Here is a 22194-nt window from a genome sequence, read left to right as displayed (position 1 = left end):
TTGACATGCGTGAAATGTCCGGCCTAACGTGCTGGTTGTGACCAAGCGCTTGCTTGAATTCCGGAACGCGACGGCGATCGCCGGCGTCGGATACACCCCCTTCACCAAGAACTCCGGGGCCAGCACGCTGACCCTGGCCTGCCGCGCGGTGCTGGCCGCCCTGGCCGACGCCGGGCTCACCGCGGACGACGTGGACGGCCTCGCCACCCACCGTGTCGGCGACTCGGCCCCGCCCACCCTGGTCGGCCCCGCGCTCGGCCTGACCGACCTGTCCTGGCACCTCGACCAGTTCGGCGGGGGCAGCGTCTCCCACGCCGTCGTCGGCCAGGCCGCGCTGGCGGTCGCGACCGGGATGGCCGAGACCGTCGTCTGCTACCGGGCGATCAACGCCCGCTCCGAGTTCCGCATGGGCGGCACCGGGCGCGGCCTGCCGGTCAGCCCCGAGGTGCAGTACCAGGCCCCGTACGGTTACGTCGCCCCGCCCCAGCAGTACGCCATGTACGCCCGCGCCCACATGCTCAGGTACGGCACCACCGCCGAGCACTTCGGGACGCTCGCGGTCACCCAGCGCGCCAACGCCGCCAAGAACCCCCGCGCCCTCATGCGCTCGCCCATCACCCTGGACGACTACCTGGCGAGCCGGTGGATCGCCGAGCCGTTCCGGCTGCTGGACTGCTGCCTGGAGACCGACGGCGCCTGCGCCGTCGTGGTCACCACCGCCGAACGCGCCCGCGAGCTGCGCCGCCCGCCGGTGCTGATCTCCGCGGCGGCCTGGGGCGGCGGCCAGTCCCACCTGTCGGGAGGCGACCCGACGGTCACCGCCGCGGCCGGGCTGGCCCCGCGCCTGTACGCCCAGGCCGGCCTCGGTCCGGAGGACGTGGACGTGGCCGAGATCTACGACTGCTTCACGTACTCGGTGATCGTGCAGCTTGAGGACTACGGGTTCTGCCCCAAGGGGGAGGGCGGCCCGTACGTCGCCTCCGGGGCCACCGCGCTCGACGGCCCCCTGCCGGTCAACACGCACGGCGGCTTCCTGTCCGAGGGCTACGTGCATGGCGTCAACCACATCGCGGAGGCGGTGTCCCAGCTCCGGGGGGAGGCGGGGGACCGGCAGGTGCCGGGCGCGGAGGTGGCGCTGTCCACGGCGCAACCGGGATACATCCTCCCCGCCACGTCGGCGCTGATCCTCAGGAGGGCGTGATGACCGTCCACCGGCCCGAGCCGGACCGGGACTCGCGCGAATGGTGGGAGCGGGTGGCCCGGGGCGAGTTCACGGTGCAGCGGTGCGCCGGCTGCGGCGCGGACCGCTTCCCCGCGCGGGCGTTCTGCCCCGCGTGCCGGAGCGAGGAGTGGGAGTGGCGGGCGGTGCCGCCCGAGGGGCGGGTGGAGAGCTGGATCGTCAGCCATCAGCCGTTCGTGCCGGGGCTCGCGACGCCGTACGTGGTCGTCCTGGTGCGCCTCGCGGCGGTGCCGGACGGCCTGGTGCACGGGAACTGGCGGGGCGGGCGCGAGCCCCGGGGCGGGGAGCGGGTGCACGGGGTCTTCCGGCGCGTGGACGCGGACCTGACGCTGGTGGACTGGGGGCCGGCCGGATAAGGAACCCGTTCGGTTTGGTTTCGTACCCACCAATCCCACGAGTCCCACAACGCCTAATCGGCCCCACGTCGCGCGCGAGAAGGCAGATGATGAGTCTGTAGACGTCAGCGCGGACGACACGAACGGGGCGGCGCACGTGAGCGGAACCGGCTCGGCGGCGGCGGGGCGGCCACGGGCCGCGCTCGCGCCGGCCGTCCGGCTGCGCCCGCGGGCCCGGCCGCCGCCGTGCGCGGCGGTGGTCCAGCGGGAGGAAGCACTCTGTCGAGAGGTTGTTGCGTTCCACATGACGGTCCCCCTCAAGAGGAAAGCGCGCCCTGGCGGGCGTGGGGGACCCGCCAGGACGCGCTTCCTGCCCCGTGAGCGGCGGCGCCAGGACTCCGGCGAGGGATGGAGTCCTAGACCGCGGATGCGCTCACGGAGTCGATGGGGGAGTGTGAGGGCTCCTGCTGCCGGCAACGTGCGGCGATGCGTCGAGCTGCACCGACCGGGTCATCGATGAAGCGCGTGACGGGGGCGCCACCCTCCTCAACTGCGACTAAGGATCCGTCTTCGCGCTTCGCGGTCAGCTCAGTGGACGCCGAGTGCGCGGACGCGCCGTGCCGGTTGCTCTGGTAGGTGTGGGTGAAACCCTGGCGCGGCAACGCGTAACGCAGTAAACGTGTTGCTTCGCCAAGGTCTTTCCAGGGCAGGTACGACTCACCCGTGCTGACCGGCGGCATTGGCCTTCACCCCCTCACCGGCCTTTAGATGGATTTGTACCAACGAATGGATGATGGGCCGATCGAGGGGGTTCGGTCAAGGGGTTGTGGCCTGCTAGAACCAGATCGTCTAAATTGTTGGAACAAAAGGGGTGAAAGTGGCAAGGTCGGTGCTGTATCAGCAGGTGGCGGCGGAGTTGCGTCGAGCCATCTACTCGGGTGTCCTCGGCCCCGGGGCGCAGCTTCCGACCGAGGCACAACTCATGGAAGACCATGGGGTGAGCAGGAACACCGTCAGACTGGCCCTCGGAGAGCTCGTCAACGAGGGGCTCGTCACGCGCACGCCGCGACGCGGAACCGTGGTCAGGGACCGGCGGCCGCTGCTCATCTATCCCCAGCGCGAGCTTGAGCCGCGCTCGCGCGGTGAACTGCGCGAGGCATTCGCCTACGCCGTGGCGCAGGAGGGCCGCGAGCCGAGCCAGTACATCGAGGTGCTGACGGTGTCTCCCGTCGAGGAGATCGCCAGCAGGCTGGAGTTGGCCGACGGGGAGTTGGCCGTGGTGAGACGCCGTCTGAGGTTCGTGGACGGGCAGCCGTACAACACCAACGACTCCTACTTCCCCCGTGATCTCGTGGCCGACTCCGAGATCGCCAGGCCCGGCGACATCGCCCGAGGGGCGAACCGGGTCCTGGAGGAGCTGGGCCATGCCCAGGTGCGCGTCGTCGACGACATCTGGGCGCGCATGCCCAACCAGGAGGAGGCCGAACGCCTCCAGCTAGAACTCGGCACACCAGTAATGGTCTACGTCCGAGTGGGGTACGACGGGGCCGACATGCCTGTGCGTGTCGCCGTGTCGGTGTTGCCAGCCGACAAACATTTGATCAGATACGAGCTCGATTCGCCGCTGGAGAGCTCGTAAGAAGGGGTGATCCCGCCGGCCGGGTGCAGCGAGAATTAGCCGCCTCGCTGGCCTGGGGGAGTCGTGCATACTCCCCTAAATCGCCTTAATTCCCATATATCGGATATCTCGGATATATCGGATTGAGGCACCACATCACCCTTACGCGACAACGCGTCATCACTGTGCGCGTGCGCGTGAACGCCCAATGCAACGGGAGTTTTACTATGCACACCAACACGCTGCTTCACCCCCTCGCACTCCGCCGTGCCGAGCCCAGCGACCTTCCCGGCGTTCTGACGCTGTTCGCCGACACCTCGGAATGGCTGTACCGGCAGGGGGTGCGGCAGTGGCCCCGCCAGGGCTTCGGGCCTGAGCGGATCATGCCGCTGATCGAGGACCGCGTGCTCTACCTGCTCGACGACGAACTGCGCTATCTCGACCCGGACCTGGCGGCGCCTCCTGTGGCCACCATAGCCCTGGACGGGCACGCCGACCCGGAGTTCTGGACACCCGCCGACGAACCCGGGGCGGCGCTGTACGTCCACAAGCTCGCCGTGGCCCGGCCGTGGTCCGGCAGCGGCCTCGGCGACGCCCTCCTGGACTGGGCCGGGGCCAGCGCCTTCGCCGCCGGGCTGCCGTACGTGCGGCTCGACTGCGCCAAGGCGAACCCGCGCCTGCAGCACTACTACCGCAGCCGCGGCTTCCAGCACCTCCGTACGGTGGACCTGCCGCACCGCGCCAGCGGCGCCCTCTTCCAGCGCCGGTCCGAGGATCTCGTCGCGATGCCCTTCCGCGACCTGACCCTCGCCGAGCTGATCACCGCCGCCTGACCGCCCGACCGCCCGGCCTCCCTCGGAGGCCGGGCCGGCCCCCCGGCGCGGGGTTCTGCGCAGGTGGGAGGCCAGTTTGGGGCGCAACGGTACAGAGCGCCATATAACCTCTGCAGCATGACCGGATCCCTGCTCGAGGTGATCGCGCTCGACGTGCGCGACGCCGTGGCCGCCGAACAGGGCGGAGCCGACCGGCTGGAGGTCGTCGCCGACATGGCGGCCGACGGGCTGACCCCCTCACCGGAGACGGTCGCCGCGATCGCGGCCGAGTGCCCTCTCCCGCAGATGGTGATGCTCCGCTGCGACGCCACGTTCACCGCCGCCCCGGAGACCCTCGACCGGCTGGCCCGCGACGCCAAGGCGCTGGCCCAGGCCGGGGCCGCCGGGTTCGTGTTCGGCTTCCTCGACGGCGCGGGAGCGGTCGACCTGGCCGCCACCGAGGCCCTGATCCACGCCGTCTCCCCCCTCCCGTGGACGTTCCACCGCGCCGTGGACCACGCTGCCGACGTCCAGGCGGCCTGGCGCGCGGTGCGGCTGCTGCCCAACCTGGCGACCGTGCTCACCGCGGGCGCCCCCACCGGGGTCGGCGACGGCCTCGCGGTGCTGCGGGCGCGTGCGGAGGCGGGCGACGGCTCGATCATCCTGGCCGGCGGCGGGCTGCGCCCCGCCCACGTGCCGGTGCTGCTCGACCAGGGCATCCGCGCCTTCCACATCGGCTCGGCGGCCCGCGCGAGCTGGTCCGACCCCGTGGAGCGGCGCCTGGTCCGCCGCTGGCGCACCCTCGTCGAACGAGACTGACACCGCCCACGCGACTGACCCCGCGTCCCGGGACCTGTCAAAGCCGCCTGTACGGCCCTGGTCCGTCGTCTAAGGCCCTGTCTGCCCGCCCGTGCCCTCCGCTGCCCCTCGGCCGGGGGAGGCCCGGAGCGTGCGCCGTGCCGCCGTCAGGGCAGCACGGCGTCGGCCCGGCGCAGCGCCGCGGCGAGGGTGCGGATCGTGGCGGGCTCGTCCATGACCCCGCCCCCGGCCTCCCGCCGCTCCTCCCACGCCCGAACCCGCTCCCGGTACGCGTCGTAGTCGGCGAGGTGGAAGGCGTACACGGTGGCGAAGCGGCTGACCAGATGCGACGGGTGCATGTCCCAGCCCTGGTGGAAGCCGTGCCGCAGCGAGTGCCGTACGAGCTCGGCGTGCCGCCGCCACAAGGCGTGCACGTCCTCGGCCCGCCCGGAGGCGGGCGAGGCGGCGAGCGAGCCGTCGGAGAGCTCCACCCCCGTGCCCGCGAACGCCGTCTGCATGACGTGCCGGGCGTGGTCGCAGGCCGGATGGTCGAGCCGCTGCTCGTGCGGCGGCAGCCCGAGCGCGGCCGTGTAGTCGAACACCCCGAAGTGCGCCGCCGCGAGCCGCCCGTCCAGCGCCCCGGGAAGCTCGGCCCGCAGGAACGGCAGCGTCTGCGGCGCCTCCACCTGCATCTCGAACCGCAGCCGCACCCCGAGCCCGGCCTCCAGGCGGGCCAGCACGTCCGCGAACTGCCGCAGGTAGTCCTCCATGAGCACCTTGGGGAACGTCACCGTGAACCCGGCAGGCAGCTCGCCGGCCCGCTTCGTCACGCCGCGCACCAGCCCGGCGAGCGTCCTGATCGAGCGTTCGGGGTCGCCGTCCGCGAACGACTTCACCCGCGGCCCCCAGCGGCGCGGCAGCGCCCCGGCGGCGTGCAGCGCGGCCACGGCCTCGGCCGCCTGCTCGACGTGCCCGTCCTCGACCGCGTCCGGCGGGGTGCCGTAGCCGTCCTCGAAGTCGATCCGCAGGTCCTCGATCGGCTCGCGGCCGAGCTTGACCAGCAGCTTGGCGTGCACGGCGGCGGCCGTCGCCGGCGGGACGCCGAACACCTCGGCCAGCTCGCCCGGCCCGGCCAGATGGGCGTGGACCAGGCCCAGGGCCTCGTCCCGCCACGCGCCGACGGTCCCGGAGGAGAACCGGTCGGCGGGCACGTACACGGTGTGGACCGGCTGCCAACCCGAGAGGCCAGGAAAGCGCGCCCGCTGGGCCTGGTAAGCCGCGGCGAACCCCGCGGGGACCGGCGGATCAGGGACGGCAGGCACGGAGCATGGCCTCCAGCCCGACGAGCTTGACCCGGTCGCCGCGCCCGAGCGACTTGGCCAGCTCGGTCTCGGCCGCCTCGATCGCCTGCCACTCGTCGTAGGTGATCGGCCGCACGCCCCGCTCGGCCAGCAGCGCGTCGATCGTCGCCGTCGCGGGCACCCGCTCGCGGCCCTCCAGGTCGGCCAGCAGGGTGCGCACCGTCTCGGCGGCGTCGGACTTGTTCGTGCCGATGACGCCGGTGGGGCCGCGTTTGAGCCAGCCCGCGACGTACTCGCGCTCGCGCACCCGCCCCGCCTGGTTGGGCACGGTCATGGTGTCCTCCGAGAACGGCACCCCCGGCAGCGGCACGCTCTGGTAGCCCACCGACCGCAGCACCATGCCGACCGGCAGCGTCTCGAACTCGCCCGTGCCGACCACGCGCCCCTCAGGCGACAGCCGGGTGCGCTCCAGGCGCAGCCCCTCGACCCGCTCGGCGCCGAGGATCTCCACCGGCCGCAGCCAGAAGCGCACGTCGAGGCGGCGGGCCCGGCCGACAGGCTCGCGGGCCGCCCACGACCTGATGACGTCCACGTTGCCCTGCACCTGCCGGGAGAAGCCGGAGCCGAGCACCTGGGCCTCGTCGGGCCGCACCACCACGTCGGCGTTGTCCAGCTCGCCCAGCTCGCGCAGCTCCTTGAGGGTGAACTTGGCGTGCTCGGGCCCGCGCCGGCCGACCATGTGGATGGCCTTGACCTGGCTCTCGGACAGCCGCTGGAGCACGTCGTGGGGCACGTCGGTGCGGCTCAGCTCGTCGGCGGTCTTGGCGAGGATCCGTACGACGTCGACGGCCACGTTCCCGACGCCGATCACCGCGACCTCGGAGCTGTCGAGCGTGAAGCGCGAGGGGTCCACGTCGGGATGGCCGCAGTACCAGTTGACGAAGTCGGTGGCGGCCACGCTGCCCGGCAGGTCCTCGCCGGGGATGCCGAGCCGCCGGTCGACCATCGCGCCGGTGCAGTAGACCACGGCGTCGTAGTGGCCGAGCAGGTCGGCGACCGACAGGTGCTCGCCCAGCGTGACGCCGCCGAGGAAACGCACCTCGGGCAGCTCGAGCACCCGCTTCAGATAGTTCGCGATCGACTTGATCGAGGTGTGGTCGGGGGCGACCCCGTATCTCACCAGCCCGTACGGGGTGGGCAGGCGTTCGAGCACGTCCACCCGCACCCCACCGGCCGACTGTTTGACCAGCGCCTCCGCCGTGTAGATGCCGGCGGGTCCCGATCCGATGACCGCCACACGCAACGCCACGCTGCCTCCTCAGAGCCGGCCGCCCGGGGCAGGCGCCTCACCGGGCTCCATCAACTGGGCCCCATTAGACGTAACCGGCCGGTGTGATCGATGTATCCCCGATCGCCGGCGCGGGTGAACCCATCCCCGGCGAAAACAGCTTGATCCGTGCTCCTGCCAACGTAGCCGCTCACGCCCGCCGCCGGGCGGAAGAAACACCCCGCGCGGCTACCCGGCCGCCCGCTTCCGCAGCGCCCGCTTGTCGATCTTGCCGTTGACGTTCGCCGGCAGGGCGTCCACGACGACCACCCGCTTCGGGACCTTGTAGTCGGACATGTTGGCCCGCGCCCAGGCGATCAGCTCCTCGGGGACCACGCGCGCGCCCGGCCTGGGCACCACGAACGCCACCCCGGCCTCGCCCGCCGACGCGTCCGGCACGCCGACCACGGCGACCTGGGCCGGCGACCCCTCACGCAGCAGCAGCGACTCGACCTCGGCGGGCGAGACGTTGAAGCCGTTGACGATGTAGAGCTCCTTCTTGCGGTCCACGACGGCGAGGTTGCCCCGCTCGTCCAGGACGCCGATGTCGCCGGTGTGCAGCCAGCCGTCGGCGTCCACGGCCTCGGCGGTCCGCACGGGGTCGTCCCAGTAGCCGCGCATGACGCCGTAGCCGCGCTGCAGGATCTCGCCGCGCTCGCCGGGCGCGACCTCCTTGCCGTCGCCGTCCACGACCTTGACCGCGATGCCGGGCACGGGCCTGCCGGTGGTCCCCGCGACGACCTCGATCGGGTCGCCGGCCCGGGTCATGGAGACGACCGTGCCCTCCATCAGCCCGTACGCGTTGATCATCCGTTCCAGTCCGACCCGCTCGACCAGCCGGGTGATCAGGGACGCGGGCACCGCGGCGGCGCCGCAGATGGCCACGCGCAGCGAGGAGACGTCCCAGGAGCCGCGCTCCAGCTCGTCCAGGATGCGGTGGAAGAGCGTGGGCGGCCCGGCGAGCACGGTGACCCGCTCGCGGGAGATCAGCGACATGAGCGCGTCCGGGCTGAAGGCCGGGATCGGCAGCATCGTGGCCCGGCGCAGCACGCAGGCCACTAGTCCGGCGTTCAGCCCGAACCCGTGGCTGAACGGGGCGATCACCGGATAACGGTCGTGCTCGTCGAGGGTGACGATCTCCGACCAGTCCCAGTAGCCGCGCAGGACCTGGGAGTGGTCCAGCATGACGCCCTTGGGCGTGCCCGTGGTGCCGGAGGTGGACATGATCTCGCACAGGTCGCCGGGCCGGACGGCGAGCGCCCGCTCCTCGGCCTCGCGCCGGGGCACCCGCTCCCCGAGCGCGCGCAGCTCCGTCGCCGGCGGGACGAGCGTGTGCCGCAGGCCGGGCAGCGGCGGGAGCAGCCCGGCGAGCCGCACGCCCGCAGGGCCGTCACCCGTGATCAGCACCTTCGCGCCGGTCCTCGTGACGACCTCGGCGGCCTCGATGCCCTTGAAGCGCGGCGACAGCGGCACGACGACCGCGCCCGCGTCCCAGACGCCGAGCACGTGCTCCACCCAGTACGCCGAGTTCACCCCCCACAGCGCCACCCGGTCGCCCGGCTCGACGCCGAGCGCGATGAGGCCGCGGGCGACCGCGGAGGCGGCCTCGCGCAGCCCGGCGAGCGTGCCGTGCCCGCCGCGTCCGGCCACGACCGTGCCGCCGGGGTGCCGTTCGGCCTGGTCGCGCAGCATGCGGGGGAGCGTCCCCCACTCCGGCATCGGTGCCATGTCCACCCCTAGGTGACGAGCTAGGTGACGAGCGCCCGGTCCCTGCCCAGATGGTGGCCGCGCAGGTCGGTCACCGTGCCCGGCCGCGGCCCCTCGGCCGCCTCCGGGGCGATCTCCACGCCGATCGAGACCGGCGTCAGCGCCCGTACGGCCTCCTGGACGCGCGAGCGCCACATGGGGTTGCCGACGAGGCTCTCGCGGCCGAACGTCACGGTGAGCACGGCGGAGTCCAGCGTGCCCGGACGGCTGACGGTCAGGTCCCAGCCGGCCACGCCGTCGATCTTCGCCAGCGCCTTCTCCAGCCGGGGCAGCGCCAGCCACACGCCCCTGACCAGCACGTGGTCGCCCACGGTGTGGGCGGGGGCGGGCAGGCCCTCGCCGCCGCGTACGACGTGGCCGGTCCTCAGCGTCGCGTCGCCGAGCGTGGCGTGCCCGCGCGGGGTGACGATCAGCTCGGCCAGCGGGGCGCCGGGGTCGGCGGGGGCGTCCTTGCCCAGGGCGGCCAGGCCCAGCAGGCCGTCCGCGAGCGGCGTGAGCGGGTCCTCCTCGGCGGCCCGCCAGGCCAGCGCGGTGCCGCCGAACGGGCTCGCGTACACCTCGGTGACCCGGGCGCCGAACTCGCCCGCGAGGTGCCGCAGCGTGCTCCTGGAGGCGATCTCGCCGGTCAGGACGATGTGGGCGAGCCCGAGGTCCAGCGGGTCCAGCAGGAACTCCAGGTGCAGGCGGGCCAGGAGGTCCATCGCGCCGGTCGGGGTGGCGACCAGCGTCGTGGCCCGCAGCGCCGACAGCGCGTGGTGCAGCCGCATGCGCCCGCGCGGCCCGAGCCCGGCGGCGGCCTGGGCGACCTCGGCCGCGGCGGCGGCCCACAGCGAGCCGGCCGGTTCGGCGAGGGCCACGGCGACCCGGTCCCGCTCGCCCACCCCGGCCGCGCGCAGGGCCGCTGCGGTCAGCCCGGCGGCGGTCCGCCGGTCCTCGGGGCCGAGCGGGAAGGCACTGGCCGCGTCGGGGGAGACCAGCAGGAGCCCGGCGGCCGAGCCCGCGGCGGCCCCGAGGTCGTCCCGCGTCAGCCACCGGCCCATCAGCGCACCACCTCGGTCATGAACAGCGTCATCGACTCGCACACCTGCTCGTGCGCGAGCCCGCCGACCTGGGCCTGGATGATGAGGTCGGTCGCCCCGGCCTCGGCGATCCTGGCGAGTGCCTTGCGCGAGCCCGCCACGTCGTCCACCACGACCATGAGGTGCTCGCGCAGCGTGGCCATCGCCTCCTCGGGCGGCAGCCCGGCGGCGAGCTGGCCGAGTACGCGGTGGGTGGCGTGGCGGGCGTCGTAGTAGTCGGGCGGGGTGACCAGGTTGACCTGGCGGCGGATGTACCACAGGACGGGGTCGGCGGCCGTGGCGGTCGCGGCCTCGCGGGTGGGGGCGACGTACCAGGGGATCATGAGGGCGACCCGGCGGGTGTCCGGGTCGAAGCCGTGCTCGGCCAGGCCCTCGCGGTAGCGCGCGATGTCGGCGGCCACGTCGTCGATGCCCTTGAGCATGGTCATGCCGAGCAGGTTGTAGCCGTGCCTGGCGGCGGCGAGGTAGCCGTCCAGGGAGGTGGAGGCCACCCACACCGGCGGGTGGGGCCGCTGGGCCGGGCGCGGGTAGACGGCGACGTCGGGGATCTCGAAGAACTCGGTCGAGCGGCTGACGGGCTCGCCGTCGGCGTTCCAGATCGCGAGCACGGCCTCCAGCGAGTCCTCCCAGATCCGCCGGGACTGCTCGAACGGCCGCTGGAACGCCTGGTACTCCAGGGGGGAGGCACCGCGGCCGGTGCCGAACTCGACCCGGCCGCCGCTGAGCACGTCCAGGGTGGCGACGCGCTCGGCCGTGCGGATCGGCGACTGGAACGGCAGCAGCACCACGCCGAGCCCCAGGTGGATGCGCTCGGTCCGCTGGGAGACGGCGGCGAGGACCAGGTCGGGGGCCGAGGAGTGGGAGAAGCCCCGGGTGAAGTGGTGCTCCACGAACCAGGCGGTGTCGAACCCCAGCCGGTCGCCCAGCACGACCTGCTCGACCACGTTGTGGAACGCCTGCTGCTCGACGTCGCGGGTGCGTCCGCGGACCTCCAGCTCGTACCCCAGGCTGATCCGTAGGGACGTCATCGCGCCTCCGGCACAGTAGGAAACCAAGCGCTCGCTTGGTAGAGCGTATCAGCGGCGAGGACTTGCGGGAAGGGCGCGGGCGCGATCAGAGTGGTTGCTCGTGAAGCGAAAGCACGCGCTGAGACGGCCGAAGGACGCCGAAGATCCCGGCCTCGACGGCGACGACCTCTCGCTCACGAGTGCCCGCCGCTACGAGGCGTTCGGACGGGTCATGGCGGCGCTGGCGTCCGAGGCCGACTTCATGGAGTCGTGCCGCGACCTGACCTGGTGGCGCGGTGGCGACCACACCTGGCACATCGAGTGGCGCGACGGGCCCTACGCCTCCGAGGTGGCCGGCCTGCTGACCGAGCGGGTCCTCGACCCCGACGACGAAGAGCCGCTCGTCACCGAGGCCGGACCCGGCGGGGCCGCCACGGCGATCCTCGACGTGATGGGCGTCCGCGTCGAGCTGCGCGCCATCGACCCCATGGGCCGCGCGGCCTCCCGCGCCCGGCCCGGCCTCTGGCGTCTCGCCGAGGCGCTCGACACCACCCGCCGCACCAACACCCGCCACCCCTGGGAAGAGCTGCTCGGCGGCTGATCTCGGGCTCACGGCCCGCCGAAGACCAACTCGGCGAGGCGGGCGCGGTGCGCCTGGGGCGGGCCGAAGAGCTGGGCGTCGGAGGTGGCCCGCTTGAAGTAGCGATGCGCCGGATGCTCCCAGGTGATCCCGATCCCTCCGTGGATCTGGATGTTCTCGCCCGCCGCCGCCAGGTAAGCCTCCGTGCAGTACGACCCCGCCACCGCCGCCGCTACCTCGTGATCCGCCGCGGCGCGCGCCGCCGACCTGGCCGACTCCACCAGCAGCAGCACGTCCGCCAGCTTGTGCTTGACCGCCTGGAAGGCCCCGATCGGCCGGCCGAACTGCACCCGCGTGCGCGCGTACGCGACCGCCATGTCCAGGCACCGCTGCGCCCCGCCCACCTGCTCGGCGGCCAGGGCCGCGATCCCGAGGTCGCGCACCCATCCCGCCGACGTGCCGTCGCCGAGCCGCCGTACGGGCACGTCCTCGAAGGTCAGCCGCTCCAGCGGCCGGCTCTCGTCCATCGTCAGGTACGCCTCCCGCCGCGTCGGCACGGCCTCCACGAGCTGCCCGCCCGCGTAGAGCAGCACCAGCTCGCCCGCCATGACGTACGGCGCCACCCCGCTGAGCCGCCCGCCCGCCAGTCGCAGCTCCGCCTCGCCCGGCAGCACCACGGTCGCGCTCACGCCGCCGTCGGCGACGGCCTTCAGCAGGTCGGCGGCCCCGCAGGCGGTCGCGGCGGTCACCGCCATGACCGCGGTCTGCAGGAAGGGGTGCGGCGAGAGCGCCCCTCCCATCTCCTCGGCCACGGCGGCCAGCTCGGCGGGACCGCAGCCCGCGCCCCCGTGCTCCTCGGGGACGAGCAGCCCGGCCACCCCCACCTCCCGCGCGAGCTCCGCCCAGGACGCGCCGGGGCGGGCGGCGAGGTGTTCGCGGACGAGGGCGCCGAGTTCTTCGGGAAGCGACACGCCGTCATGCTAACCAAGCACTTGCTTGAGTTGGTAGAGGAATGACCGATTTTTGCCTTTTGTGTAGGTTCACATAATCTGAAACAGGTCAATTCCAGAAGGTTCCAGGGGAGGGGTTGACCAGGGAAAGGGACATGAACAACACCACGATCGACTACGCCGACTTCGCCGAATACGACCGGCGCCAGCGCGGCATCGAGCGCCATTTGGTCGCGGCCTTCCTCGGTGGACTGGCCGTCGGCATCGTCGGCGCGCTCGTCTCCGGTCGTGCCCCCGGCTGGATCGACCACCTCTACGAGCCCTACGCCTACCTCGCCCTGGCGCTGGCCGTCGGCGCGACCGCCACCGGGTTCGGATGGGCGCTGGTGACCACGTTCCTGGCCGCGGTCTCCACCCTGGTCGCGGCCATGGGCACGGGCGCCGTCCGCGGCGACCTGGCCCTCGCCGACCTCGGCGGCGGTGGCGCCGCCGGGCTCAACTGGGTCCTCGCCCTGCTCGTGGGGCTCGGCCTGCTGGCCTACGTCACCCGCAGGGACGACGGCTGGGGCGACCTGGCCGCGGGCGGCATCGGAGCCGCGCTCATCGCCGACGTCGTGGACCGCGCCACGCCGGGCCTCATCGGCGTCGAGGGCTCCTTCTGGCCGGGCCCGGCCCTGCTGGTCGGCGTGCTGTCGGTCGCCGTGGTGCTCACGCTGCGCAGGAACGCCCGCTCCCGCGTGCGCGCCCTCGCCCTCTCCACGCTCTTCTCCGTGCTGTTCACGGCGTGGCTGGCGGTGTTCGTCACGGGCTGGCTCCCGGCCCTCGCCTGAGGGCCGCCTGAGGGGCGCAGCGTTTAAGCCCGAGCGGGCGGTCACCTCGACTCGATAGCCTGTAAGTCCTCATCCAGGTTCGAGCAAGGAGTAGCCGTGTTGCTGCGCATGTCGTCGTTGTTTCTTCGCACCCTGCGGGACGACCCGGCAGACGCGGAAGTGCCGAGCCACAAGCTGCTGGTCCGCGCCGGCTACGTCCGCCGCGTGGCCCCCGGCATCTACTCCTGGCTGCCGCTCGGCAAACTGGTGCTGGAGAACGTCACCAGGATCGTCCGCGAGGAGATGAACCGGATGGGCGCCCAGGAGGTGCTCTTCCCCGCCCTGCTGCCCCGCGAGTACTACGAGGCCACCGGCCGCTGGACCGAATACGGCGACACGCTCTTCCGCCTCCAGGACCGCAAGGGCGCCGACTACCTCCTCGGCCCCACGCACGAGGAGCTCTTCACCGACATGGTCAAGGGCGAGTACTCCTCCTACAAGGACTACCCGGTCACCCTCTACCAGATCCAGACGAAATACCGCGACGAGGCCCGCCCCAGGGCCGGCATCCTGCGCGGCCGGGAGTTCCTGATGAAGGACTCCTACTCCTTCGACCTCGACGACGACGGCCTCAAGCACTCCTACGAGCAGCACCGCGAGGCCTACATCCGCACGTTCGACCGGCTCGGCATCCACTACAAGATCGTCTTCGCCCAGTCGGGCGCCATGGGCGGCTCGGCCTCCGAGGAGTTCCTGGCCCCCACGCCCACCGGCGAGGACACCTTCGTGGCCTGCCACTCCTGCGGCTACGCGGCCAACGCCGAGGCGGTCACCACGACCGCGCCCGCCGCCCGCCCCTACGACGACCTGCCCCCGCTCGCCGTCATGGACACGCCCGACACCCCGACCATCGAGACGCTGGTGTCGTACGTCAACGAGCACCACGGCCTCTCCGTCACCGCCGCCGACACCCTGAAGAACGTCGTCGTCAAGGTCACCACCCCGGGCTCCGACAAGACCGAGACGCTCATCATCGGCGTCCCCGGCGACCGCGAGGTCGACTTCAAGCGCCTGGAGGCCGCGCTCGCCCCCGGCGAGCCCGCCATCTTCGAGGCCGCCGACTTCGCCAAGCACCCCGGCCTCGTGCGCGGCTACATCGGCCCGCAGATCCTGCGCGAGCTCGGCATCCGCTACCTCGTCGACCCGCGCGTGGCCACCGGCACCTCCTGGGTGACCGGCGCCAACGAGCCCGGCAGGCACGCCGCCAACGTCGTCGCGGGCCGCGACTTCACCCCCGACGGCACCATCGAGGCCGCCGAGATCCGCGCCGGCGACCCCTGCCCCCGCTGCGGCGCCGAGCTGTCCATCGACCGCGGCATCGAGATCGGCCACATCTTCCAGCTCGGCCGCAAATACGCCGACGCCGCCGGCCTCGACGCCCTCGGCCCCGACGGCAAGCCCATCCGCATCACCATGGGCTCCTACGGCATCGGCGTCTCGCGCGCCGTCGCCGTCATCGCCGAGCAGGCCCACGACCAGCTCGGCCTGGTCTGGCCGCGCGAGGTGGCGCCCGCCGACGTGCACATCGTCGGCACCGGCAAGGACAACCAGGTCGAGGCCGCCCTGGAGCTGGCCGGCGAGCTGGAGTCGCGCGGCCTGCGCGTGCTCGTGGACGACCGGCCGCAGGTCTCGCCCGGCGTCAAGTTCAAGGACGCCGAGCTGCTGGGCGTCCCGACCGTCGTGGTCATCGGCCGCGGACTCTCCCAGGGCGTCATCGAGCTCCGCGACCGGGTGACCGGCGAGAAGTCGGAGATCCCCCTCGCGGAGGCCGCCGACCGCATCATGGCCGTCACCGCCGCCTGACCCGCGCCGTGGGCGCCCTGACCGCCAGGGCGCCCACCCTTCAGCTGCCGCCCTGGGCGGTGGGTGTGGCGGGCGCGGGGGCCGCCGGCATGCCGGGGAACGCGGCCGGCTGGGCCGGGCGGAAGGCGTACGAGCGGGTGACGGCCTGCTGCATGGCCAGGGCCGCGAACCGCCGCAGCGCGGCGTCCCCGGCCGCCACCAGCTCCAGATAGGCGGCCGTCACCCCGCCTTCGAGGTGCGCCGCCAGCCGGGCCGCCAGCTTCGCGTCCGAGGGGAAGAACGGCAGCGCGTACGACGCCTCCGCCTCCACGGGCTTGCCGCCGCGCGCCGTGATGAGCGCGCGGACCTGGTCGCGCCGCGCCCGATGGGCGTCGTAGGCCGCGGTCATCCGCTCCCGGAGCTCCCCTGACGTCCGCGCCCCCAGCAGCCCGTACGCGAACAGCGCGGCGTGCTCGGCCGCCAGCGCCTTGCGCAGCTTCTCCAGATCGTCCCCGTTCACGGTCACCCCGTTCGCCGCGTTCACAGTGACTTCGGCAGGGCGACGACGTGCGCCGCCTCGCAGGCGCCGATGCTGGCGATGAGCTGCGCCATCCCGGGGGAGAGGCCCGCGAGCTGCTTGGGCCGCAGCGCCGCCGCCTTCCGCTCCAGCTCGCGCAGCCGCGACAGCGACGGCTTGTCCGGCTCGGCGGAGCCGGAGGGGGCGGGCGAGCCCGAAGGGGCGGGGGAGCCGGTCGCGCCGGTGGCGGGAGCGCCGGGGCCGGTCACGTGCTTGCGCAGCTCATTGACGTGCGCCTGGTGACGGTCGCGGAAGGGCACGAGCCGCTCGCCGCCGTCCGCGATCAGCGCCGAGTAGAGCGCGATCGTCCGCTCCTTCTCCGCGATCAGCTGCTTCACGAGGACCGTCTCGGGCGAGTCGGGGGCGGGCGCGGACGGCTGGGCCGGCCCGGAGGCGCTGCAGGCGGCGAGCGCGGCCGCTCCGCCCGCCAGCAGGCCACGACGGGAGAGGTGACGCGGGCGCACGAGCGGGAACCTCCTGTTGTCACTGACGCAGATAGCATCGTACGGTCTGAGCCCGCGATCGCCGCCAGGCGACGCTCCGCCATTCGGCCGGGACGAGTGGCGCTCTTTCTGTGCCCTCGTACGGATAGGGTGTCAACTGTCGTCGCTGGCCGAGCGGCCGGGCGACGAGGAGCCAGTGGCGAGGTCCGCCCGGCTGAGACTTGACAATAGGGGAGGTCGATATGGGCAGCGCATCACCCCGCGACCACCTGATGAAGCTCCTGGAGCCCGTGGTCAGCGCGGAGGGCCTCGATCTGGAGGACATCACGGTCACCCAGGCGGGCAGGAGACGCGTGCTGCGTGTGATCGTCGACCGCGACGGCGGCGTGAGCCTCGACGACGTCGCCGACGTGAGCCAGGCCGTCTCCGCGGCGCTGGACGACGACGACGCGATGGGACAGGCGGCATACACGCTGGAGGTCTCCTCGCCGGGTGTCGACCGCCCCCTCACCGAGCCGCGCCACTGGCGTCGCGCGGCCACACGTCTGGTGAAGGCGGAGCTGCGCGACGGCAGCGTGGTGGAGGGCCGGATCACGGCCGCGGACGACGCCGGCGTCGATCTCGACGTCGAGGGCGCGCCGCGCCGGCTTGAGTACGAGGACCTGGCCCGCGGACGGGTCCAGGTGGAGTTCCGCCGCATCGACGACGTCGACGGCGACGAGGGCTAAGGGGGAGCCGCCGTGGACATCGACATGAGCGTCCTGCGCAGCCTCGAACGGGAGAAGGACATCTCCTTCGACCTGGTGGTCAAGGCGATCGAGGACGCGCTGCTGATCGCCTACTTCCGCACCGAGGGCGCGGCCTCGAAGGCGCGGGCCGAGCTCGACCGCGCCAGCGGTCACGTCACGATCTGGGCCGCCGAGCTGGGCGACGAGGGCGAGGTGGTCAGGGAGTTCGACGACACCCCTGGCAATTTCAGCAGGATCGCCGCCACCACCGCCAAGCAGGTCATCCTGCAGCAGCTCCGCGACGCCGAGGACGAGATCAACTTCGGCGAGTTCGCCAGCCGTGAGGGCGAGCTGGTCTCGGGCGTCATCCAGCAGGGCAAGGACCCTCGCGTGGTGCTGGTCGACCTCGGCAAGATCGAGGCCGTCCTGCCGCACGCCGAGCAGGTGCCCGGGGAGGACTACGTGCACGGCGAGCGCATTCGCGCCTACGTCGTGCAGGTCAAGAAGGGCCACAAGGGTCCCTCCGTCACCCTCTCGCGCACGCATCCCGGCCTGGTGAAGAAGCTGTTCGCGCTGGAGGTGCCGGAGATCGCCGACGGCACCGTGGAGATCGCCGCCGTGGCCCGCGAGGCCGGCCACCGCACCAAGATCGCGGTGCGGTCGCGCAAGCCCGGTGTCAACGCCAAGGGCGCCTGCATCGGCCCCATGGGCTCGCGGGTGCGCAACGTGATGACCGAGCTCCACGGCGAGAAGATCGACATCATCGACTGGTCCGAGGACCCTGCCGAGTTCGTCGGGAATGCCCTGTCCCCTGCGCGTGTTTCCCATGTCGAGGTTCTCGATCTCGACGGCCGGGTCGCGCGGGTCACCGTGCCCGACTACCAGCTTTCCCTGGCCATCGGCAAAGAGGGGCAGAACGCCCGGCTCGCGGCGAGGCTCACCGGATGGCGGATCGACATCCGGCCGGACACACAGGCGGAGGATGCCGCCGGTTCCGTAGATGCGTCAAAGCGGTAAGCTGGAATATGGTGGCCTTAGGGGCCCTCAGCGCACGTGTGTGGGCTGCAGGGTTCGCACGGCCAAGTCCGAGCTGCTCCGCCTGGTGCGGGTAGGAGACCATGTGGTCCCCGACCTGCGAGGACGGCTTCCAGGCCGAGGTGCGTCGCTGCATCCGGCCTTGAGCTGTCTGGAGTTCGCCGAGCGGCGGCGGGCGTTCCCTCGCGCGTTTCGCGTGACGGGGCCGCTCGACGTCTCGCCCGTGCGGGCACACCTGGAGGGAGAACCCAATGTCATGTAGGACGCCGAGTTGATGGGCGGAGTCAGATTGCTATGAGCGCCTGATGAGCACGCGGCGATGAAGACGTCAAGGTAGCGACGGTCCGGACGGCACAGCCAGCCTCCCGGGCCGAGTAAGGGAGTGCAGTGGCGAAGGTCCGGGTATACGAGCTCGCTAAGGAGTTCGGCGTCGAGAGCAAGGTCGTCATGGCCAAGCTCCAAGAGATGGGGGAGTTCGTCCGTTCGGCGTCCTCCACCATCGAGGCGCCGGTGGTCCGCAGGCTCACCGAAGCTCTGGGCGCATCGAAGGGTGGGCCCTCCAGGGGCGGCGGACAGCCGTCCAACAGGCCGCAGCCGCCAAGGGCTGCGCACCGGCCGGCGGAAGGCCAGGCCGGCAACGGTTCCGGGCAGGCCCCGGTGCCTGCTCCTCCGCGTCCGGGCCCCCGGCCCGGTCCGCGTCCGGCCCCGCAGAGCGGCCCTCAGGGTCCGCAGGGGCCCCAGGGCCCGCAGGGTCCGCAAGGTCCTCAGGGCGGCGGCCAGCCCCGCCCGCCGGTTCCCATGCCTCACCAGCAGCAGCCGCAGGCCGCGCGCGGTGAGGCGTCCCCGGCTCCGCAGGCGCGCTTCGAGAGCGGCGCGCCGGCCCGGCCGACCCCGGGTCCGCGTCCCGGCCCGGCTCCGCGTCCGGGTCCCGGCCCCAAGCCGGGCCCGCGTCCCGCCCAGCAGGGCGGCGGCGGCGCGGCGCAGGCGCCGCGTCCTGGCGGCGCGCCCACCGGCGGCGGCCCGCGTCCCGGCCCCAAGCCGGGCCCGCGTGGCCCGCGTCCGGGCAACAACCCGTTCTCGTCCAACGCCAGCGGCATGGGCCAGGCGCCCCGGCCGCAGCGTCCGGGCGGCGGCCAGCGTGACGGTGGCCCCGGCCCGCGTGGCGAGCGCCGTGACGGCCCGCCGCGCGACGGCGCGATGCCGCGTCCGCCGCAGGGTCGCGGCGGCGACCGGCCCACTCCCGGCCCGCGTCCCGGTCCGCCCCCCGGCGGCCCGCGTCCGGGTCCCGGCGCCGGTGGCGCCGGTGGTCCGCGTCCCGGTGGTCCGCGTCCCAACCCGATGATGATGCCGCAGGGCCGTCCTTCCGGTCCCGGCGCAGGCCGTCCGGGCGGTGGCCCGGGTGGCGGCGGCGGTCGTCCCGGCGGTGGCGGCGGTGGCCGTCCCGGTGGTGGCGGCGGTCGTCCCGGCGGCGGCGGTTTCGCCGGCCGTCCCGGTGGCGGTGGCGCGGGTCCGCGCACCGGCACCGGTGGTCCCGGTGGCGGCGGCGGTGGCTTCGGCGGCCGTCCCGGCGGCGGTGGCCGTGGTCGTGGCGGCGGCACCGCGGGTGCCTTCGGCCGTCCCGGTGGCCGTCCGGCCCGCGGGCGCAAGTCGAAGCGGCAGAGGCGCCAGGAGTTCGACAACATGTCGGCGCCGTCGATCGGCGGCGTGCAGGTCGCGCGCGGCAACGGCGCGACGATCCGCCTCCCGCGCGGCGCGTCGCTGTCCGACTTCGCCGACCGCATCGGCGCCAACCCCGCCTCGCTCGTGCAGATCATGCTGCACCTCGGCGAGATGGTGACCGCCACGCAGTCGGTCAACGAGGAGACGCTGCAGCTGCTCGGCGCCGAGCTCGACTACGACATCCAGGTCGTGAGCCCGGAGGAGGAGGACCGCGAGCTTCTCGAGGCCTTCGACATCGAGTTCGGCGAGGACGAGGGCGACGAGGCCGACCTCGCCGCGCGTCCGCCGGTCGTGACCGTCATGGGTCACGTCGACCACGGTAAGACCAGGCTGCTCGACGCCATCCGCAACACGAACGTGGTGTCGCGCGAGGCGGGTGGCATCACCCAGCACATCGGTGCTTACCAGGTCGCCGCCGAGCACGAGGGCCAAGAGCGCAAGATCACCTTCATCGACACCCCGGGTCACGAGGCGTTCACCGCCATGCGTGCCCGAGGCGCGAAGTCGACCGACATCGCGGTGCTGGTGGTCGCGGCCGACGACGGCGTCAAGCCGCAGACGATCGAGGCGCTCAACCACGCCCAGGCGGCCGACGTGCCGGTCGTGGTCGCGGTCAACAAGATCGACAAGGAAGGGGCCGACCCCAACAAGGTGCGGGCCCAGCTCACCGAGTACGGCCTGGTCGCCGAGGAGTACGGCGGCAGCACGCTGTTCGTCGACATCTCGGCGAAGAACGGCATCGGCATCGAGAGCCTCCTCGAGGCGATCCTGCTGACCGCCGACGCCGAGCTCGACCTGCGGGCCAACCCGACGATGGACGCCCAGGGCATCGCCATCGAGGCGCACCTCGACAAGGGCCGCGGCCCGGTCGCGACCGTCCTGGTCCAGCGCGGCACGCTGCGCGTCGGCGACTCGATCGTCTGTGGCGAGGCCTTCGGCCGCGTCCGGGCGATGCTCGACGACACCGGCGAGCCGGTCGACGAGGCCACGCCGTCGCGTCCGGTCCTGGTGATGGGTCTGACGGCCGTGCCGAGCGCCGGTGACAACTTCATCGTCGTCACCGACGACCGGATGGCCCGGCAGATCGCCCAGCAGCGCGCGGCGCGCAAGCGCAGCGCCGAGATGGCGAAGTCGAGCCGTCGCCGCACCCTCGAGGAGCTGTTCAGCGACCTCGAGAAGGGCCGCGTCGACGAGCTCAAGCTCATCATCAAGGGTGACGTGTCCGGTTCGGTGGAGGCCCTGGAAGACGCCCTGCTCAAGATCGACGTCGGCGACGAGGTCAGGCTCCGTGTCCTGCACCGCGCGGTCGGCGCGATCACCGAGTACGACGTCAACCTGGCGGTCGCCGACGACAACGCGGTCATCATCGGCTTCAACGTGCGGCCCGAGCCGCGGGCACGCGACCTGGCCGAGCGCGAGGGCGTCGACATCCGCTACTACTCGGTCATCTACCAGGCGATCGAGGAGATCGAGGCGGCCCTCAAGGGCATGCTCAAGCCGGAGTTCGAAGAGGTCCAGATGGGCACCGCCGAAGTCCGCGAGGTCTTCAAGGTGCCGAAGATCGGCAACGTCGCCGGTACTCTCGTCCGTTCCGGTGTGATCGTCCGCAACAGCAAGGCCAGGGTGATCCGCGATGGCGTCGTCATCGCCGACAACCTGACCGTCTCGTCGCTGCGTCGCTTCAAGGATGACGCGACCGAGGTCCGCGAGGGCTTCGAGTGCGGCATCGGTGTCGGCTACAACGACATCCGGATCGACGACGTGATCGAGACGTTCGAGATGCGGGAGAAGCCGCGCGTGTGACACGCGGCCGGGCGCCCGGCGGGACCTCCGCCGGGCGCCTCTCGCGCGTCCTGGCCTGCTCCCCACCGCGGCAGGACGGGCGCGCGCTCAGCACACCAGGCCAAGCGGTGGTGACCAACGATGTATGTGGGTGCTCTGACCCTGGACATCCTGCTCGGCGACGTTCGCTCGCTGAAGCAGAAGCGCTCCGTCGTACGGCCGCTGATCGCCGAGCTGCGGCGCCGTTACCCCGCCATAGCGGTCGCCGAGACCGGGCGTCACGATCTGCATCGCAGAGCCGAGGTCGGCATCGCGGTGCTTTCCGCCTCCGCGGGTAACTGCAAAGAGGTGATGGACGCCTGCGAGCGGATGGTGGCCTTCCGCCCGGAGATCGAGCTGCTGTCGGCCAGGCAGCGTCTGTACCACGACGAGGATTGAACGACTA

General features: G+C 72.7%; 21 protein-coding genes. 13 read left to right on the top strand and 8 right to left on the bottom strand.

Annotated features, from left to right (window positions below; translation table 11 throughout):
• The first annotated feature begins 37 nt into the window (after positions 1-37).
• The 5 genes from BMW85_RS40325 to BMW85_RS40305 all read left to right on the top strand — a co-directional run bounded on the left by BMW85_RS40325 (position 38) and on the right by BMW85_RS40305 (position 4824).
• Positions 38-1201, top strand: coding sequence for a thiolase C-terminal domain-containing protein (locus tag BMW85_RS40325; protein WP_245775348.1), 1164 nt, complete (start codon positions 38-40; stop codon positions 1199-1201).
• Positions 1201-1596, top strand: a complete 396-nt coding sequence (locus tag BMW85_RS40320; RefSeq protein ID WP_091092373.1) for a Zn-ribbon domain-containing OB-fold protein — start codon at positions 1201-1203, stop codon at positions 1594-1596. Before BMW85_RS40325 ends, BMW85_RS40320 begins: the two co-directional genes overlap by 1 nt.
• Before the next feature lie 850 nt (positions 1597-2446).
• The gene (locus BMW85_RS40315; RefSeq protein ID WP_342743496.1) at positions 2447-3214 is read left to right on the top strand and encodes a GntR family transcriptional regulator; all 768 of its coding nucleotides are present in this window, start codon (positions 2447-2449) and stop codon (positions 3212-3214) included.
• 206 nt (positions 3215-3420) lie between these two features.
• Positions 3421-4026, top strand: coding sequence for a GNAT family N-acetyltransferase (locus BMW85_RS40310; protein ID WP_091092370.1), 606 nt, complete (start codon positions 3421-3423; stop codon positions 4024-4026).
• A 117-nt stretch (positions 4027-4143) separates the two neighbouring features.
• Entirely contained in the window at positions 4144-4824 is a 681-nt protein-coding gene (locus BMW85_RS40305; RefSeq protein ID WP_091092368.1) for a copper homeostasis protein CutC, read from the top strand.
• A 146-nt stretch (positions 4825-4970) separates the two neighbouring features.
• Here the strand turns inward: BMW85_RS40305 and BMW85_RS40300 are convergent, their stop codons facing one another.
• The 5 genes from BMW85_RS40300 to BMW85_RS40280 form a co-directional block, all read right to left on the bottom strand.
• A complete protein-coding gene (locus BMW85_RS40300; RefSeq protein WP_091092366.1) occupies positions 4971-6125 on the bottom strand; it encodes a DUF6986 family protein in 1155 nt (384 codons plus the stop codon).
• Entirely contained in the window at positions 6109-7413 is a 1305-nt protein-coding gene (locus BMW85_RS40295; RefSeq protein WP_245775347.1) for an FAD-dependent oxidoreductase, read from the bottom strand. The genes BMW85_RS40300 and BMW85_RS40295 overlap by 17 nt, the downstream gene beginning before the upstream one ends.
• Before the next feature lie 207 nt (positions 7414-7620).
• Positions 7621-9159 (bottom strand): AMP-binding protein, encoded by a 1539-nt coding sequence (locus BMW85_RS40290; RefSeq protein ID WP_245775346.1) that lies wholly within the window; start codon positions 9157-9159, stop codon positions 7621-7623.
• A gap of 20 nt (positions 9160-9179) precedes the next feature.
• A complete protein-coding gene (locus BMW85_RS40285; protein WP_091092363.1) occupies positions 9180-10238 on the bottom strand; it encodes a phenylacetate--CoA ligase family protein in 1059 nt (352 codons plus the stop codon).
• Positions 10238-11305, bottom strand: a complete 1068-nt coding sequence (locus BMW85_RS40280; RefSeq protein WP_091092362.1) for an LLM class flavin-dependent oxidoreductase — start codon at positions 11303-11305, stop codon at positions 10238-10240. The genes BMW85_RS40285 and BMW85_RS40280 overlap by 1 nt, the downstream gene beginning before the upstream one ends.
• Before the next feature lie 100 nt (positions 11306-11405).
• On the opposite strand from BMW85_RS40280, the gene BMW85_RS40275 reads away from it, so the two are divergent.
• On the top strand, positions 11406-11885 hold the full coding sequence (locus tag BMW85_RS40275) for a hypothetical protein (protein ID WP_245775345.1): 480 nt from the start codon (positions 11406-11408) through the stop codon (positions 11883-11885).
• 8 nt (positions 11886-11893) lie between these two features.
• On the opposite strand, the gene BMW85_RS40270 is transcribed toward BMW85_RS40275, so the two are convergent.
• Positions 11894-12835, bottom strand: a complete 942-nt coding sequence (locus tag BMW85_RS40270) for an acyl-CoA dehydrogenase family protein (protein ID WP_091092359.1) — start codon at positions 12833-12835, stop codon at positions 11894-11896.
• Between the two features lie 134 nt (positions 12836-12969).
• On the opposite strand from BMW85_RS40270, the gene BMW85_RS40265 reads away from it, so the two are divergent.
• Both BMW85_RS40265 and BMW85_RS40260 read left to right on the top strand, forming a co-directional pair.
• Positions 12970-13644, top strand: coding sequence for a hypothetical protein (locus tag BMW85_RS40265; RefSeq protein WP_091092357.1), 675 nt, complete (start codon positions 12970-12972; stop codon positions 13642-13644).
• A 96-nt stretch (positions 13645-13740) separates the two neighbouring features.
• Complete coding sequence (locus tag BMW85_RS40260) at positions 13741-15486, top strand: proline--tRNA ligase (protein WP_091092355.1); 1746 nt, start codon at positions 13741-13743, stop codon at positions 15484-15486.
• Between the two features lie 40 nt (positions 15487-15526).
• On the opposite strand, the gene BMW85_RS40255 is transcribed toward BMW85_RS40260, so the two are convergent.
• Both BMW85_RS40255 and BMW85_RS40250 read right to left on the bottom strand, forming a co-directional pair.
• Complete coding sequence (locus tag BMW85_RS40255; protein ID WP_245775344.1) at positions 15527-15985, bottom strand: ferritin-like domain-containing protein; 459 nt, start codon at positions 15983-15985, stop codon at positions 15527-15529.
• A gap of 20 nt (positions 15986-16005) precedes the next feature.
• Positions 16006-16506, bottom strand: coding sequence for a hypothetical protein (locus BMW85_RS40250; protein ID WP_091092354.1), 501 nt, complete (start codon positions 16504-16506; stop codon positions 16006-16008).
• 221 nt (positions 16507-16727) lie between these two features.
• Here BMW85_RS40250 and rimP point away from each other — a divergent pair, with 221 nt between their 5' ends.
• The 5 genes from rimP to BMW85_RS40225 all read left to right on the top strand — a co-directional run bounded on the left by rimP (position 16728) and on the right by BMW85_RS40225 (position 22187).
• Positions 16728-17213 (top strand): ribosome maturation factor RimP, encoded by a 486-nt coding sequence (gene rimP, locus BMW85_RS40245; protein ID WP_091092352.1) that lies wholly within the window; start codon positions 16728-16730, stop codon positions 17211-17213.
• A 12-nt stretch (positions 17214-17225) separates the two neighbouring features.
• Positions 17226-18230 (top strand): transcription termination factor NusA, encoded by a 1005-nt coding sequence (gene nusA, locus BMW85_RS40240; protein WP_091092351.1) that lies wholly within the window; start codon positions 17226-17228, stop codon positions 18228-18230.
• Positions 18214-18510, top strand: coding sequence for a YlxR family protein (locus tag BMW85_RS40235; protein ID WP_091092349.1), 297 nt, complete (start codon positions 18214-18216; stop codon positions 18508-18510). Before nusA ends, BMW85_RS40235 begins: the two co-directional genes overlap by 17 nt.
• A gap of 125 nt (positions 18511-18635) precedes the next feature.
• Entirely contained in the window at positions 18636-21770 is a 3135-nt protein-coding gene (gene infB / locus BMW85_RS40230; RefSeq protein ID WP_091092347.1) for a translation initiation factor IF-2, read from the top strand.
• Positions 21771-21890: 120 nt separating this feature from the next.
• Entirely contained in the window at positions 21891-22187 is a 297-nt protein-coding gene (locus BMW85_RS40225; protein ID WP_091092345.1) for a DUF503 domain-containing protein, read from the top strand.
• Positions 22188-22194 lie beyond the last annotated feature (7 nt).

The sequence above is a fragment of the Nonomuraea wenchangensis genome, from assembly GCF_900111685.1.
Taxonomy (GTDB): Bacteria; Actinomycetota; Actinomycetes; order Streptosporangiales; family Streptosporangiaceae; genus Nonomuraea; species Nonomuraea wenchangensis.
This window is presented reverse-complemented; position numbering and strand designations above follow the sequence as displayed.

Coding starts and splice junctions, on each gene's coding strand:
- BMW85_RS40320 (WP_091092373.1), top strand. CDS start 1,201: ATGACCGTCCACCGGCCCGAGCCGGACCGGGACTCGCGCGAATGGTGG.
- BMW85_RS40310 (WP_091092370.1), top strand. CDS start 3,421: ATGCACACCAACACGCTGCTTCACCCCCTCGCACTCCGCCGTGCCGAG.
- BMW85_RS40305 (WP_091092368.1), top strand. CDS start 4,144: ATGACCGGATCCCTGCTCGAGGTGATCGCGCTCGACGTGCGCGACGCC.
- BMW85_RS40290 (WP_245775346.1), bottom strand. CDS start 9,159: ATGGCACCGATGCCGGAGTGGGGGACGCTCCCCCGCATGCTGCGCGAC.
- BMW85_RS40285 (WP_091092363.1), bottom strand. CDS start 10,238: ATGGGCCGGTGGCTGACGCGGGACGACCTCGGGGCCGCCGCGGGCTCG.
- BMW85_RS40280 (WP_091092362.1), bottom strand. CDS start 11,305: ATGACGTCCCTACGGATCAGCCTGGGGTACGAGCTGGAGGTCCGCGGA.
- BMW85_RS40265 (WP_091092357.1), top strand. CDS start 12,970: ATGAACAACACCACGATCGACTACGCCGACTTCGCCGAATACGACCGG.
- rimP (WP_091092352.1), top strand. CDS start 16,728: ATGGGCAGCGCATCACCCCGCGACCACCTGATGAAGCTCCTGGAGCCC.
- BMW85_RS40235 (WP_091092349.1), top strand. CDS start 18,214: ATGCGTCAAAGCGGTAAGCTGGAATATGGTGGCCTTAGGGGCCCTCAG.
- BMW85_RS40225 (WP_091092345.1), top strand. CDS start 21,891: ATGTATGTGGGTGCTCTGACCCTGGACATCCTGCTCGGCGACGTTCGC.